This window comes from Paraburkholderia sp. RL18-085-BIA-A, assembly GCF_046027075.1.
Classification (GTDB): Bacteria; Pseudomonadota; Gammaproteobacteria; order Burkholderiales; family Burkholderiaceae; genus Paraburkholderia.
The window spans coordinates 23567-37301 of record NZ_JARESU010000081.1 but is presented as its reverse complement, the minus strand read 5'-3'; the positions used below and the strand labels follow the sequence as shown (position 1 = coordinate 37301).

The 13735-nt window shown below is 58.7% G+C and carries 14 protein-coding genes and 1 pseudogene; 11 read left to right on the top strand and 4 right to left on the bottom strand.

The window, feature by feature from the left end:
• Positions 1 to 408: 408 nt before the first annotated feature.
• Complete coding sequence (locus P0D89_RS35410; protein ID WP_408362710.1) at positions 409 to 1503, top strand: SDR family oxidoreductase; 1095 nt, start codon at positions 409 to 411, stop codon at positions 1501 to 1503.
• 348 nt (positions 1504 to 1851) lie between these two features.
• On the opposite strand, the gene P0D89_RS35405 is transcribed toward P0D89_RS35410, so the two are convergent.
• Both P0D89_RS35405 and P0D89_RS35400 read right to left on the bottom strand, forming a co-directional pair.
• A complete protein-coding gene (locus P0D89_RS35405; RefSeq protein WP_408377930.1) occupies positions 1852 to 2562 on the bottom strand; it encodes an IS6 family transposase in 711 nt (236 codons plus the stop codon).
• 1718 nt (positions 2563 to 4280) lie between these two features.
• Positions 4281 to 4502: a hypothetical protein gene (locus tag P0D89_RS35400; RefSeq protein WP_408362820.1), complete on the bottom strand. Its 222-nt coding sequence runs from the start codon at positions 4500 to 4502 to the stop codon at positions 4281 to 4283.
• Between the two features lie 376 nt (positions 4503 to 4878).
• Here P0D89_RS35400 and P0D89_RS35395 point away from each other — a divergent pair, with 376 nt between their 5' ends.
• The 8 genes from P0D89_RS35395 to P0D89_RS35360 all read left to right on the top strand — a co-directional run bounded on the left by P0D89_RS35395 (position 4879) and on the right by P0D89_RS35360 (position 11483).
• Positions 4879 to 5826, top strand: a complete 948-nt coding sequence (locus P0D89_RS35395) for a LysR family transcriptional regulator (protein WP_408362713.1) — start codon at positions 4879 to 4881, stop codon at positions 5824 to 5826.
• A gap of 74 nt (positions 5827 to 5900) precedes the next feature.
• Positions 5901 to 6407 (top strand): LysR substrate-binding domain-containing protein, encoded by a 507-nt coding sequence (locus tag P0D89_RS35390; protein WP_408362715.1) that lies wholly within the window; start codon positions 5901 to 5903, stop codon positions 6405 to 6407.
• 12 nt (positions 6408 to 6419) lie between these two features.
• The gene (locus P0D89_RS35385; protein ID WP_408362717.1) at positions 6420 to 6656 is read left to right on the top strand and encodes a hypothetical protein; all 237 of its coding nucleotides are present in this window, start codon (positions 6420 to 6422) and stop codon (positions 6654 to 6656) included.
• Between the two features lie 263 nt (positions 6657 to 6919).
• Positions 6920 to 7573 (top strand): hydrolase, encoded by a 654-nt coding sequence (locus P0D89_RS35380; protein WP_408362719.1) that lies wholly within the window; start codon positions 6920 to 6922, stop codon positions 7571 to 7573.
• A gap of 312 nt (positions 7574 to 7885) precedes the next feature.
• On the top strand, positions 7886 to 8173 hold the full coding sequence (locus P0D89_RS35375; protein ID WP_408362721.1) for a DUF1427 family protein: 288 nt from the start codon (positions 7886 to 7888) through the stop codon (positions 8171 to 8173).
• On the top strand, positions 8170 to 10062 hold the full coding sequence (locus tag P0D89_RS35370; protein WP_408362723.1) for an amidohydrolase: 1893 nt from the start codon (positions 8170 to 8172) through the stop codon (positions 10060 to 10062). Before P0D89_RS35375 ends, P0D89_RS35370 begins: the two co-directional genes overlap by 4 nt.
• A 1-nt stretch (position 10063) precedes the next feature.
• The gene (locus tag P0D89_RS35365; RefSeq protein WP_408362725.1) at positions 10064 to 10507 is read left to right on the top strand and encodes a DoxX family protein; all 444 of its coding nucleotides are present in this window, start codon (positions 10064 to 10066) and stop codon (positions 10505 to 10507) included.
• A gap of 55 nt (positions 10508 to 10562) precedes the next feature.
• A complete protein-coding gene (locus tag P0D89_RS35360; RefSeq protein WP_408362808.1) occupies positions 10563 to 11483 on the top strand; it encodes a glyoxalase in 921 nt (306 codons plus the stop codon).
• Between the two features lie 312 nt (positions 11484 to 11795).
• Here P0D89_RS35360 and P0D89_RS35355 read toward each other — a convergent pair whose 3' ends face one another.
• Positions 11796 to 12116, bottom strand: a complete 321-nt coding sequence (locus P0D89_RS35355; RefSeq protein WP_408362727.1) for a hypothetical protein — start codon at positions 12114 to 12116, stop codon at positions 11796 to 11798.
• Positions 12117 to 12192: 76 nt separating this feature from the next.
• Positions 12193 to 12837: pseudogene (locus tag P0D89_RS35350) on the bottom strand (alpha/beta fold hydrolase); the annotation flags it as partial.
• A gap of 144 nt (positions 12838 to 12981) precedes the next feature.
• Here P0D89_RS35350 and P0D89_RS35345 point away from each other — a divergent pair.
• Positions 12982 to 13251, top strand: coding sequence for a hypothetical protein (locus tag P0D89_RS35345; RefSeq protein WP_408362729.1), 270 nt, complete (start codon positions 12982 to 12984; stop codon positions 13249 to 13251).
• Positions 13252 to 13256: 5 nt separating this feature from the next.
• The gene (locus P0D89_RS35340) at positions 13257 to 13463 is read left to right on the top strand and encodes a carboxymuconolactone decarboxylase family protein (protein ID WP_408377925.1); all 207 of its coding nucleotides are present in this window, start codon (positions 13257 to 13259) and stop codon (positions 13461 to 13463) included.
• Positions 13464 to 13735 lie beyond the last annotated feature (272 nt).

Sequence of the window (13735 nt, the reverse complement as noted above, 5' to 3'; positions counted from 1 at the left end):
TGGCTTTGAACGGGGAATTCTCGCCGCGTCGCATCTCGGCGCTCAAGATTGCCGACTCGGGTTGCGGCAAATGCATCGGGCCAGCGTCGGCAGGCGGGTACTCGCCAACGGATAGCGCACACCGCGCAATCATGCCGTGAGTCAGGGAGTCCTGAAGAAATCGACCTCCCCAACTTTTGCACGCTCTCCCGCCAGTTAGCGCACTTATCGCTGCGTTCACAGCTCAGGGGGCATTGCTCTACGGAATAACAGTGATTCCTTGCCCGACACTACCGTACAACTGCCGACCAGACTAAGCTTGGCATCACCGACTGCCAGTCGGAAAGCGCGCCCAGGCAGATTCGATATTTTCAGAATCGAATATGAATGTTCGGGCCGGGACAGAAATCACGGAAATGGAGCAAAGGAATGGACACGAGAAATAAGGTTTTGGTGGCGGGAGCGAGCGGACTCATAGGCGTAGCCGCTATTGAATCCTTTCTCTCGGCGGGCTGGGATGTCGTCGGTATTTCGAGGCGTAAGCCGCAGCTGCCGAGCGGGCGAGACTTTGGGTTTATCCCGGTGGATTTGCGTGATGAGAAAGCCGCCCGTGAGGCGCTGTCCGGGGTCGCCGACATTACGCACGTTGCGTATGCGGCAATTTACGAGAATGCCGATGATCTGGTGAGCGGTTGGTCGAACGCGGACCAGATCGAAGTGAACAATGCGATGCTGCGCAATGTCATCGAGCCCCTCATTTCAGGGAAATCGGCGCTCAGGCATGTGTCTATCCTGCAGGGAACGAAGGCATACGGCGTCCACCTTCACCCTATCGCTGTCCCGGCACGGGAGAGCGACCCGCGCGACAATCACGCGAACTTCTTCTTCGATCAACAGGACTACGTTCGCGACACGGCTGCGAAGCACGGTTTCACTTATACCGTGCTGCGCCCTCAACTCGTCACCGGGAAGACGCCCGGGGCTCTCAACGTCCTCCCGGCCATCGGTGTGTATGCAGCTATCCGCCGCGAGAAGGGCGAGGCATTCGGCTTTCCGGGCGGTCCGTCGTTCGTCTGGGAAATGGCCGACGCCGATCTCGTCGGCCAGGTGATGGTGTGGGCCGCGCAATCTCCGCAAGCAGCGAACGAGATCTTCAACGTCACCAACGGCGATGTCTTCGAATGGCGAAGTGTATGGCCGGCGATGGCGAAGACGCTAGGCGCGAATGTGGGAGGCGACGAGCCTACCAGTGTGGCGCAGTACATTCGCGACAACGCCGACATCTGGGCGAAGATCGTCGCCAAGTACGGCCTTGCGAGTGGTGATCTTCGTTCGTTTGTCGGACAGGGCGATCAACATGCCGACTTTGCGTTTGCATCTGGAGCCCCCGCAGGCCCCGTCGCTTTTGTCAGCACGATCAAGCTTCGCAAAGCCGGATTCAACGCTGCCGTCGACACTCGGGACGCATTCTGCGAGGCTCTTCAGTCTTTCATCGACCGGAAGCTCTTGCCGCCGACGCTGTAATCATGGCGTGCTGACGCAACGCGGGAAGGTGAAGGAATTTCGTCACCGGCGTGACCCCGACTGGGTGCTCGCTCGCTTCCCGCGTAGGCGCGCTGCATGTAGACCAAGAGCAGATGAACGGCATCCCGCGTGCGCGCCGCGCGATGTGTCGTCAAGCTGCGCTGCGTCTAGCATGTTTGCCCTCAAACGTTACCTCAATTTGTTGCGGCAACTGGCGCGGCGATGCAGCGCCAGCTGCCGGGTAAATCCGGCCAGACAGTGGCCTGGTCCTGATACTTCAGGATGTAGAGCGCCGGGCTGTGGTGCAAATTGCGGGCTCAAGCGAAAAACGGTGTATTCACCATTGCATCATCGTGCTGAAAGGACTGACTTCCAAACAGCGGGCGCAGTGGTATCTTTGAGGCGCAACCGTGCGAGGTTGAACTGACCTTTGCGAATGCGATGCATCAACTCGACGCCCGATATCGTAATGGCCGCATCGCTGAAGCGTTTGAAGCCGAGCATTGCGTTGATCCTGGACTTGATGTTGCGATGATCCTGCTCAATCAAATTGTTCAAATACTTCGACGATCGCAATGTCGTGTCCGCGGGCAGAAACTGGTCCGCCTTCATTTCCCGCACCGCGCGGTGAGACGCAGCGTAACCGTCCAGCGTGATTGTCTTCGGAGCGAGCCCTTGACTCCTGATCGCTTTCGCGAAGAAAGACTTGGCCGCAGCGACATCGCGCCTGGCGCTGAGCCGGAAGTCGACCGTCTTTCCCGCGCGGTCAACTGCACGGTAAAGATAGACCCATTTGCCACGGACTTTCACATACGTCTCGTCGACTCTCCACGAACGACCCGCGGATTTTGCAAACCGGTCCCAGCGCTTGAGGAACTCCGGCGTGAAGCGTTTGACCCAGCGCATGATCGTAGTGTGCGCGAGCGACAGCCCGCGCTCGGCCATTATTTCAACGAGGTCTCGAAGGCTGAGCTTGTAACGCAGATACCAACGCACACACAGGACGATGACTTCGCGGTCAAAGTGACGGCCGTTGAACAGCCTGTCGATGTCTATCAGCTTTACTCATAGCCTGCTCGCGCTCGTCAAATCCCGAGCTTAACTTATCCGATCCTCCGATTTGAACCGGAGCCCCTTGAGCGAGGTTTGACGGGGCCTCACAGCCGCGTCAAGGGTGCGGTACAGTCGTGTTCAGCGAGCGAGTGACCGGCACCGAAACGTCATGCTCGTACGTGTTCAACACCTTTTTCACGCCTCATAGCAAATAGTCCGGTATTGCAACAGCTACCGGGGGGCGCGGTAAGTTAAGCCCGTGGAGCGGACGTAGGGCCTGACAGGGGCGCCTTTGAAGGGCAGCCTGCTGCGACAGGAACATGATCATGCGAAGGTCAGGGATTCACGTCCTTTAGGACTATAAATTATCCACAAGTTGTGTGTCTCGGACTGACAGACAGGATTCCATATTAACGACCCGCAGCCGGAGATCCATAGGTCACCGGTGTCCTGGGAAGCATTCAGGGTTTCGCGCATGGATTGCTTGATCTGGGCGGGAGTCCAGCGTACGTGTTTTGGACTGGATTTGAAATGCTCGAGGTATTGGCCCGAGCTGATCATCGTTCGGTCTGTCACGGTGCACTTATTTGAGTGCATCGTCCGAGCTGCTGTACGTGGGGAATGACGTTTCGCCATGTGTAGGAAGATGTGGGGTTGCCGTGCAGGAAGACGATCGGATCACCTTCGCCGACGTCGATATACGCCATTTCAGCGTCGTGCACGCGAGTTCTCTTTAGGTCGAACGGGAAGTCTGCAGATTTTTCTCTCCGCATTTCAGGTCTCCTTATCGAGGCGTTTCGTGTCGCAACGACTTGTCACGCGCTCTTCGGTAGCCTGAATTCTTACTCACGATCTACCAACGATGTCCTTCACGAAACGCACGTGTACTCACGGGATGGTCTGTACGTCATGCCCCATGGAGTGTTGCCACTACAGGGGAAGCCCGGAATTCCAAACCGGAATTCGCACTGACCGTATCCGTAGTCTGCCTGGGAGCAGGAGCGACATCAAACGCATTTCGGTCGGCCTTCGTATGGGGTTTATGAATGAACGACCTTGGTTTGAGAGCGCGACCTGCCGACAGTGCCGGTTGCTGACTTGCAGCGCAATGAGCGTCGTCTCTATGCCTTATTGCCCTATCCGACTTGGCGATGCATCCTGGGAAATGTTTCAACTTGCACCGGGTCAACGCTCGAACCGAGCGCAGTCGATCTCCGGGACAATCGAAACCTAGTTTACAGTTCAACCTGCGCAATTTGATGCTATTCATTGGTGTAGCGGACGGGTAGGCCTGCGCAAGGAATACCTGTTATGTCTAATCGGAATGAACTCCCGGCCTCGTACTATGAAAAGAATATCGGGTCCATACCTATGTCTTCGTTGCTGGGGAATAGGCCTACGCCGTGAGAAAAGCGTTGGTGCGAAACAAGGGTTGTCGGGCAGCGATATCAGCGTGGTCGCGAAAGGCGGTGCAATATCGCTTCTCGGAACGGTACCCGACAACTCGCAGGTCGCTTCTGGCGGGAACAACTGCGGCTGCCGTGCCTCATGTCCGATCAGGGTCGAACAATTTAAGCGTTCGCTATCCTGGCGGTGTTCAAGCCCGCGCTGGCTGGAACAAGGCCGAATCAGATGTATCGGCAGCGATTCCGGCAGTTGGCGGTATGAACATAAAGTCCCTGGTTAAGGTTGCGGTGCTCGACGACTACCAGAGCCGTCACCCGTCACCCATGCCTTGAGCGTTCGCCACTCAAAGCGGTCGAACCGGGATGATTGCGTCGAACGGCTGCTCTGAACGGTGAAGCCGGCATCGCTAAGCGCTGCTGCAACGGTCGCATCAAGAGAACGGTGATTTTCTGCGGCGTTGAGAGCGCGGTCCATTCCTGGGGGGAATGACTGTTATCGATAGCGCCCATCTTCTTCTCGAGCGCCTTGCGCTTTATCATCTCCTCGCCACGATGCGCAGCCACGGCCAGTGCAACACCACGCTCTACTGGCGCTCGGACCGCTATCGCGGCGTGTTCGGGCAGCGCGATGCAGTGTTCATGAACCAGCGCGAGTTGGAGAGGCGAGGCTTGCGTCCAAGCGAGCGCGTCGACACCGCCGTTTTGCGAAGAAGCATGTGGAGGGCCTCTGATTGTGCTTCTTGCAAGAGTTCGGCCCGACTGAATCGGTGTCGCCGAGGCCGACAGTACGAGGCGCGCCTCGTTCGCTCTCTACGTTCGGTAGCCGGGGTCGGCGTGGCGCACCTGGCCAATACTCGCAAGCAGTAGACGGCAGCGATCTGCCGGACTGACAACGGACCTTCGACACGAGAGCCACATGAAAGCAATTGAATTGCGTCAACTGCGCTACTTCTCGATTCTTGCACGGGAACTCCATTTCGGCCGGGCGGCCGACCTCGCGTCGATAACGCAATCTGCGCTTAGCCAGCAGATTGCGAAACTGGAAGAAGTGGTGGGCGCGCAATTACTGAACCGCGACCGGCGCGGCGTGACGCTGACCGCTTCGGGCGAGGCTCTGCGCGACAGCGCCGATGCCATCTTCGCTCAGGTTGAGCGCGCGTTGCGTGAGGCGCAGGATGCCGCGGGCAGTCGAGAATCCAGGCTCTCGATCGGTCTGGTCGAGTACGCGAATCTGTCATTTATTCCGCCTGCGCTCATTCGTCTGCAGACACTATATCCGGACATCACAATAGAGCGCCACGAAATGAACACGGCGCAGCAGATCACCGCGCTGACCAGGAAACATATCGACATCGGCTTCGGCGTATTGCTCGACACTGCACCGGACAACGATGACGTACTGATTCAGCCGCTGTTCGAAGCAGACTGGGTCTTGTTGATGCGCAGCGATCACCGGCTGGCAAACGTCGACCGTCTGCACCTTTGCGATCTTGCGCAGGAGCGACTGATCGGCTCGGCACGTGCGGTCAATGCGCCGCTTTATGACTCGATGGTTGCTCAGTTCCAGCAAGCTGGCTTCACGCCAAACTTCATCTATGAAACGACGCAGATACAAGTTGGCGTCGCGCTCATCGAACAAGGGCTCGGCGCTATGATCGGCACCACATACCTATTCTCGTCGCTTCCAAAAACTTTGCACTACCGGCGGATCAACGACCTCGAGCCCGTAACGGTCCAGATGCTGTCGCGCACAAATGAACGCAATCCACTGATACTTGACTTTCTCGATCTGGCGGCTGAAGAAGCGCGTGGCGCGCAAACGCGCGCTACGCGCTCGCACCTCGGGTCGATAAGCAGCGCTTAGTAGGTGAGCCTGCTCAATCGTGATCGGCGTGGAGTAATGTTGACTCTGCCCGGCGAGACTACGCGACGGCGTCGATGTCATCATCCGGCAAGTGGAGCAGGCGTTACGGATTATTCGGGAAGCGGCGGGTACAGAGTTTCAGGATCCCGGTCAACCGCGTTGAAGATGTCAATCTGACGTCCATTTTGCTCGCGTTGATTCGGTTCCATGCGCTATATCCAGACATCACGGCTGAGCGCCACGAGATGAATACGGCGCAGAAAATCGCCGCGCTAAATAGAAACAGCATCGATCTGGGCTTTGGTTTGCGAGCAGGCAGCTTGCTCAACGATGCGAACATTCTAACGGAGCCACTGCTCGAATCGAGCTGTGGGTTGCTGGTGCGCAGCGACCACCGACTCGCGAATATCGACTGCCTCAACCTTGTCGACCTTGTGCATGAGCGCCTGATCGGGTCGGCGCGCGGGGCAAATGCTCCGTTCGACGACTCGATCGTAGCGCATTTCCAAAGCGCCGGCCTCAGGGCAAATTTCGTCTACGAAACCTTTCGGGTGCAGGCCGGAACTGCGTTGATCGAATAGGGAATAGGAGTAGTGACCGGTACGATAAACCTGTTCACATCATTGCCGCAGACAATCAAATATCGCTTCATCAATGACATCGAGCCGATGTCGCTTCAAATGTTCTCGCGTTTGAAAGAGCGCGATTCGCTGATTTTCGATTTCGTTGAAATGGTTACCGAAGAAACGTGTCGCTTGCGTGCTTTGAACCTCCAGCCGGGCGCATCTCGCGATAAGTACGCGGTTCGCTTCACGTGTCGGATCGATTAGCGCTAGTAATCGGTCTTGCAAGTATTTCGAATTGGCTAATGTCGATGATGTCATCCAAACTTCTCCTCAATGCATGAGCGGCTTGATGAATAGGTGGACCACCGTCGAGTTCATCCGCCGGCTTGCGTTCATGCACTGTCTATTTCATGCGTATCGTGAGAATTCGGAAGTAGATGTGACATCACGAGAACGCATGCTAGAGATTGCAAAAAGCCGCGCAACCGATGTATTTCGCGCATTCCCAATCGACTGGAGTATTGAAGATGACCCAAGCACAAGCGAAGCCCGGAAAGACCCTTTTGTCTCCTAACGATCACACACTGATCATGATCGACCATCAGTCGCAGATGGCATTCGCGACGAAGTCCATCGATGCGGTTATTCTGCGCAACAATGTCGCATTGGTCGCGAAGGCGGCCCGCGAATTTGGCGTGTCGACGATTCTGACTACCGTCGCAGAAAAAGCCTTCTCCGGTCCGATTTTCGAAGAAATCAGCTCGACATTTCCTGGTCAGACGACCATCGATCGGACTAACATGAATATGTGGGAGGACCCTCGCATCACAGCTCGCGTAAACGAAATCGGAAAATCACGCATCGTGATGGCGGGTCTCTGGACCAGCGTCTGTGTTGTCGGGCCGGCGCTTTCAGCGCTTGATCAGGGGTTCGAGGTGTACGTGATCACGGATGCGTGCGGCGATGTTTCGGACGAAGCGCATCAACGCGCGCTAGATCGTCTCGTGCAACAGGGCGCACGCCCAATGACGTCGCTGCAGTATTTGCTCGAGTTGCAACGCGATTGGGCTCGGACCGAAACCTACAATGAAACTGTTCAAACCTCGGCAGCGCATGGCGGCGGCTACGGACTAGGTCTGATCTATGCGAAGACAATGTTCGGCGGTTCCGAAGGACACTGAACAAGATTTGTCAGACCCGCTCGGCCTTGGTCGATTATCGCCGCGGTCGAGCCGGTGGCGATAATCGAAGAGCAGGTTGACCGGTGACAGCGATCAGCAACACGGCGATCGCTATACATTTCGGATGACGATATATTTCTCTTATTATCGACGCCGCATGACTAAATCGAGTCGTTTGTTTTTTTCTGTGAATAGTCGTAGGTTGCCAGGGTCTTTGATTGGCGATGCAGCCAGTCGATCTCGCCGTTTTGCGTGATTAAGTCGAGCGACTGGCGCGCTTCAATCCGATACTTCGACGTGAAGGCAGGACCAATGAAACTCTATCTGCTATCGCTAGGCGCCGGCATCCTGGTCGGCATTATCTATAGCGTGATCAATGTACGTTCGCCAGCACCTCCGCTTGTCGCACTGCTGGGCCTGCTCGGCATGCTGATCGGCGAGCAGGCGATTCCTTCCGCGAGGCAGTTGTTGGGTTATTCGACGCCACCGGCCCTATCGCATCAGGCGAGCGGAACCGGTCGTCTTTCCAGCAACCGGTCGTGTCATGCCGTGTTGCAGGCAGACCGGGGGCTTGTTGGCAACGAAGAGGAACACTCATGAGCATTACCATTACTCAACCGGACCTGATCCTCTACAACGGCCGGGTCACGACGCTGGATCGTTCGAACCCCGCGGCAACGGCTGTTGCGATCAAGGATGGCAAGTTTGCTGCGGTGGGCAGCGACGCCGAGGTGCTGCTGCTCGCAGGGTCATCAACCCGGGTGATCGACCTGAAGGGGCGCAGAGTACTTCCCGGACTGATCGACAATCACACTCACATCATTCGCGGCGGACTGAGCTTCAATATGGAGCTGCGTTGGGATGGCGTGCGCTCTCTTGCCACTGCGATGGACATGCTGCGCGAGCAGGTTGCCGTCACTCCGGCGCCGCAATGGGTGCGCGTTGTGGGTGGATTCACCGAGCATCAATTCGACGAGAAACGCTTGCCCACGATCGAAGAGCTGAATGCGGTTGCGCCCGATACTCCCGTGTTCATTCTGCATTTGTACGATCGCGCGCTACTGAATGCGGCGGCTCTGCGCGTGGTCGGCTACACGAAGGACACGCCGGAGCCCCCGGGAGGACAGATCATGCGAGACAGCGCCGGCAATCCGACCGGCCTGCTGCTCGCGCAGCCGAATGCATCGATCCTGTACGCGACGCTGGCGAAGGGTCCGAAGCTGCCGTTCGACTATCAGGTGAATTCGACACGCCACTTCATGCGCGAACTTAACCGGTTGGGCATGACCGGTGCGATCGACGCGGGCGGCGGCTCCCAGAACTATCCGGACGATTACGAGGTTATCCAGAAACTGTCCGACGAGGGCCAGTTGACGATCCGTCTCGCCTACAACCTTTTCACGCAAAAGCCGAAGGCGGAGAAGGAAGACTTCTTGAACTGGACCAAGACGTCGAAGTACAAGCAGGGTAACGATTACTTCCGCCACAACGGCGCGGGCGAGATGCTGGTGTTCTCGGCGGCGGACTTCGAGGACTTCCGTGTCGCGCGTCCGGATATGCCCCCGCAGATGGAGGGAGAGCTGGAAGAAGTCGTGCGCGTACTGGCGGAGAACCGTTGGCCGTGGCGTATGCATGCGACCTATGACGAGACGATAAGCCGCGCGCTCGACGTGTTCGAGAAGGTCAACACGGACGTGCCGCTTGCCGGCATCAACTGGTTCTTCGATCACGCCGAGACGATTTCCGAGAAGTCGATGGACCGAATCGCTGCACTGGGCGGTGGCGTCGCGGTGCAGCACCGGATGGCGTATCAGGGAGAGTACTTTGTCGAGCGTTACGGTGCTAAGGCAGCCGAGGCCACGCCGCCGGTTGCGAAGATGCTGGAGAAGGGAATCCGGACTTCAGCCGGTACGGACGCAACACGGGTCGCGTCGTACAACCCCTGGGTATCGCTGTCGTGGCTGGTGACGGGCAAGACGGTGGGTGGTCTGCGGATGTATCCGCAACGGAACCGCCTTGATCGCGAAACCGCCCTGCGCATGTGGACCGAAAATGTGACCTGGTTCTCGAACGAGGAAGGCAAGAAAGGCCGGATCGAGGCAGGTCAGTTTGCCGACCTGATCGTCCCGGACCGCGACTTCTTTGCGTGCGCTGAGGACGAGATTGCCGATACCACGGCGCTGCTGACCGTGGTGGGTGGCAAGGTCGTATATGGCACGGGCGAATTCGCGTCGTTCGACGACAGCGCACCGCCGCCCGCGATGCCGGACTGGTCGCCGGTGCGTCGCTTTGGTGGTTTCGCCGCGTGGAAGAACGCGAGCGGCAACGGCGAAGCGGCGCTGCAGCAGGTCGCAGCGGCGTCGTGTGGTTGTGCGACGGCATGCGGTGTGCACGGTCACGCGCATGCCCGCGCGTGGACGGCCAATGCGCCGACCTCGGACCTGCATGGCTTCTGGGGCGCGCTCGGCTGCTCCTGCTGGGCGATCTGACGTGAGGACAGGCGCACTACAGGGAAATCCGTCGTGGGTGGCCGCGTTGCTGGCACGGTCGTGGGTGCTGCCGCTGGCGCGGCTCGCCCTCGTGTCTGCGTATCTGATCGGGGGCATCGACAAGCTCGCGCATTTCCATGACGCCATTCTGGAGCAGGAGCATTTCGGTCTGCATCCAGTGGTGCTGTGGGCGACGCTGGCGATTGTCGTCGAACTGGGCGGCTCTTTCTGCGTGATTTTCAACCGGCTTGTCTGGCTGGGCGCAGGCAGTCTGTCCGCATTGACCGCCGTTGCCATGCTGGTCGCCAACAATTTCTGGAGTCTGACTGGCAATGCACGTTTCATCGCGTTGAACGGCTTTTTTGAGCACCTCGGGCTGATTGCCGCCTTTATTGCCGTGACGTATCTGGCCAGCGACGCACAGCGGTCCCGTGGCAAGGCATAACTGAACCCAAAGAGGAACTTTCACCATCATGCATAGCAGAGGCATTTTCAACATCATGCGTAAATTCCGTTCCCTCGCTGTAACCGCGCTGGTCGCGGGCACACTCGCCGTGGGGTCATCGCTGGCGCTAGCCAGCCCCCCGGTGCTAGCCAGGCCCGCGGCGGCGCCGTCATTGGCCGCAGGGCCACAGTACGACACGACACACGTCTACGTCGCGCCCGCGGACTTCGACAGGTTCACCGACAGCTTCGTCGCGACGTTTGGCGGCCATAAGTCGCAGGAGGGCGCCTTCCAGGTGACGCCGACGCCGAGCCAGACGATGTCGCAGCTCGTGTTCACGCCGGCCGGCACGTTGTCAGTATTTGGCTTCAAGACGCCAGTTCCGTACCCGTTCGGCAGTGAGCGCACCGGATATCTCGTGACCGACATGGATGCGGCGGTGAAGTCGGCCAAGGCGCATGGCGCGGATGTATACGTGGACACGTTCCCGGATCCGATCGGGCGTGATGCGCTGATCTCGTGGCCGGGTGATGTGCACATGCAGCTGTACTGGCACAAGCAGGCGCCGCACTACGATCCGCTGGAGACGGTGCCGGAAAATCGCGTGTATGTATCGCCGAAGCGCGCGAACGCGCTCATCCACGACTTCGTCGTGTTCTCGCACGGCAAGGTCGTGTCCGATGACCGCAAGGCGCCGGGCATCGAGATTGGCCGGCCGGCCGACACGTATCGGCGTGTGCGGATCGAATCAGGCTTCGGCAAGATCACCATCCTCGTGACCGACGGGCATCTGCCTTACCCATTCGGGCACGAGTTGACCGGCTACGAGGTGAAGGATCTCGCCGACACGCTGAAGAAAGCGCAGTCGGCCGGCGCAACCGTACTCGTGCAGCCGTTCACCTCGGGTGGCCGCGACGCTGCGCTCGTGCAGTTCCCGGGCGGTTACGTCGCCGAGATTCACGCGGCCGCGCACTGAGCCAGATCGGATGTACCGGCCGTCGGGGACGGTCGGGTTTCCTTTGATTGCCCGCCACGTCGCCGCCGGGAGGCCTCAGTGAACGCGAAAGCGCTGGACCATGGCCTGAGACGGATGTAGACCGAACGGGCGTGGAAAGGGGAAACCGTTGGTGAACCCGAAGGTCGGCGGCGCAACTGCCCGGTCACCACTCTTTGTCGGTATTGAGGAACGGTATTGGCCCTGGGGAGCGTCTGGTCGGCGGCAATACCGTCGCGCATGCTGCGTATGATCTTTTAATGGGCGATGTGTGTGAGAGAGGGTGATGTTTGGTCAACGGGTGCCAATCGTGACGGCCCTCACGGCGGCGTGGGCAAGACCCGATTGAAACACCGCGCGCGAAACCAGCGACGAGGCGTAATAGGGCACCAGCATCACGCCGATCAGCACCGCAATCAGCACGGCATGTTGTGCAAGGCTCGCCCGCTGCATCTTCGCGGTGTAAAGAAAAAGCGCGAACGGCAGCGCATAGTCGACAAGCATCGTATTGATCGACGACAGCGGCATCGCGCCTTTTTTGATTCTCCCGGCGAAATATCCCGCTCCCATCGAGAACAGGAATGGGATCAGCGCACTTGCGATTTCGGAAGTCATGATGGTTATCCAGTGTGCAGGCCGGACGAAGCGTCGCGAACACGCCGTGGCTGGCCGTGCTCGCGACGGATTGGCTTCAGCCTTTCCAGTCCTTCAGAAAGTCGACCAGAAGTTGATTGACGATTTCCGGCTGCTCTTCATGCGGCAAATGGCCGGGACGCGGAATGGCGTGCGTGACGACGTCGCGCGCCATGCCTTTCCACACGCCCGGCATGTCGAACATCTTGCCTACCGCGTAGAACTCCGCGCCCCACAGGGCGAGCGTCGGGGCTTGGATCAGCACATCGGCGTCTACTTTGTCGTGAGCGACATCGCCCGCGTTGGCGCGGTAGTCCGCCATTGCACCCCGCACGGCACCCGGCGCTTCGTATGCGCGAACATAGGTCTCGAACGCTTCGCCCGAAATCGTGTGCGGGTTGTAGGATCAGTCGGAGAACAAGTGTCGCAGCCATGCACGCTCCTTGCCTGCGATCAGGGTCTCCGGCAGAACGGGAACCTGATGGAACAGGAAGAACCAATATGCGCGCGCAATCTGTGCGTTGATTGACTCGGCGACGATGCGCGTCGGCACGTTGTCCATGACGACGAGGCGATCGACCACCGCCGGATGGTCTTTCGCAAAGCGCGTCGCGACCCGCGCACCGCGATCGTGGCTCACGAGCGCAATACGCTCGATCGACAGTTCGCGTAGGAGCGCACGCAGATTGTGTTGTCGCATCCTGACGCAGTCTGACACCAGGCGTGGCGGGGACGTTAAACGTCTTATGCCTGCCAGGGACGGATGTTATGGGTATCGAGGGTCTTCTGCCGGCGTGACGCCGCGCGCATCATCTGATTGCCACGAATCTCCCGTTTGGAGAAGATCATGTACACGTTCCCGTCGTACACGATTGAGACCGCACCGGCCGCTTCGAAACTCGCCCTGGAAGACGCGAAAAAGACCTTTGGCTTTGTGCCGAATCTCCAGTCTCACATGGCCGAATCGCCCGAGCTCCTTGCCGGCTACTCCGCCCTCTGGGACCTCTTTGCCAGGAGTACGCTTAGCCCGCATGAGCAGCAGGTCGTCTACCTGAGCTCGAACTTCAAAACAATTGCCATTACTGTATGGCCGGCCATTCGGCACTTGCCCGGATGATCAAGATGGATCCCGCTGTCGTCGCCGCGCTGCGTAATGGAGAGCCTCTGCCTGATCCGAAACTTGAAGCCCTGCATCGCTTTACGACGATTGTCGTACGCGAACGCGGCTTTGCTTCTGACACGGATGTCGAGGCATTTCTCGCCGCCGGCCACTTTCACGAATGCTCTGAGTGCGGAGAGTTTGTCCATGTCGTTGCTTTTTTGCCATGAAGCCTTGCGTCCCGTCCGCATTCTAACGTTGCCCACCATCGTCACTCCCGCGCATGAGGAACAAGTGCTTGCCAACCACCTCGCTTTCCAAAATGGAAAGAGCGACCTCACCGGAGGGTTGACGCCTGGTGTCAGCGAAGAGAAGGTGAGCGGGTAGCCGCGGCCCGCTGCATGCGATTCACCCTACCTCGCGATCCCGGTGCTCCGGGGATCGCACCCTTGGAAGAACCGGATGCCACCGAGCGGGCTCGACCTATGCGTGCCGGGAATGA

Coding starts and splice junctions, on each gene's coding strand:
- P0D89_RS35400 (WP_408362820.1), bottom strand. CDS start 4,502: ATGATAAAGCGCAAGGCGCTCGAGAAGAAGATGGGCGCTATCGATAAC.
- P0D89_RS35390 (WP_408362715.1), top strand. CDS start 5,901: ATGTCATCATCCGGCAAGTGGAGCAGGCGTTACGGATTATTCGGGAAG.
- P0D89_RS35410 (WP_408362710.1), top strand. CDS start 409: ATGGACACGAGAAATAAGGTTTTGGTGGCGGGAGCGAGCGGACTCATA.
- P0D89_RS35360 (WP_408362808.1), top strand. CDS start 10,563: ATGCGTAAATTCCGTTCCCTCGCTGTAACCGCGCTGGTCGCGGGCACA.
- P0D89_RS35375 (WP_408362721.1), top strand. CDS start 7,886: ATGAAACTCTATCTGCTATCGCTAGGCGCCGGCATCCTGGTCGGCATT.
- P0D89_RS35370 (WP_408362723.1), top strand. CDS start 8,170: ATGAGCATTACCATTACTCAACCGGACCTGATCCTCTACAACGGCCGG.
- P0D89_RS35355 (WP_408362727.1), bottom strand. CDS start 12,116: ATGACTTCCGAAATCGCAAGTGCGCTGATCCCATTCCTGTTCTCGATG.
- P0D89_RS35380 (WP_408362719.1), top strand. CDS start 6,920: ATGACCCAAGCACAAGCGAAGCCCGGAAAGACCCTTTTGTCTCCTAAC.
- P0D89_RS35345 (WP_408362729.1), top strand. CDS start 12,982: ATGTACACGTTCCCGTCGTACACGATTGAGACCGCACCGGCCGCTTCG.
- P0D89_RS35340 (WP_408377925.1), top strand. CDS start 13,257: ATGGATCCCGCTGTCGTCGCCGCGCTGCGTAATGGAGAGCCTCTGCCT.
- P0D89_RS35395 (WP_408362713.1), top strand. CDS start 4,879: ATGAAAGCAATTGAATTGCGTCAACTGCGCTACTTCTCGATTCTTGCA.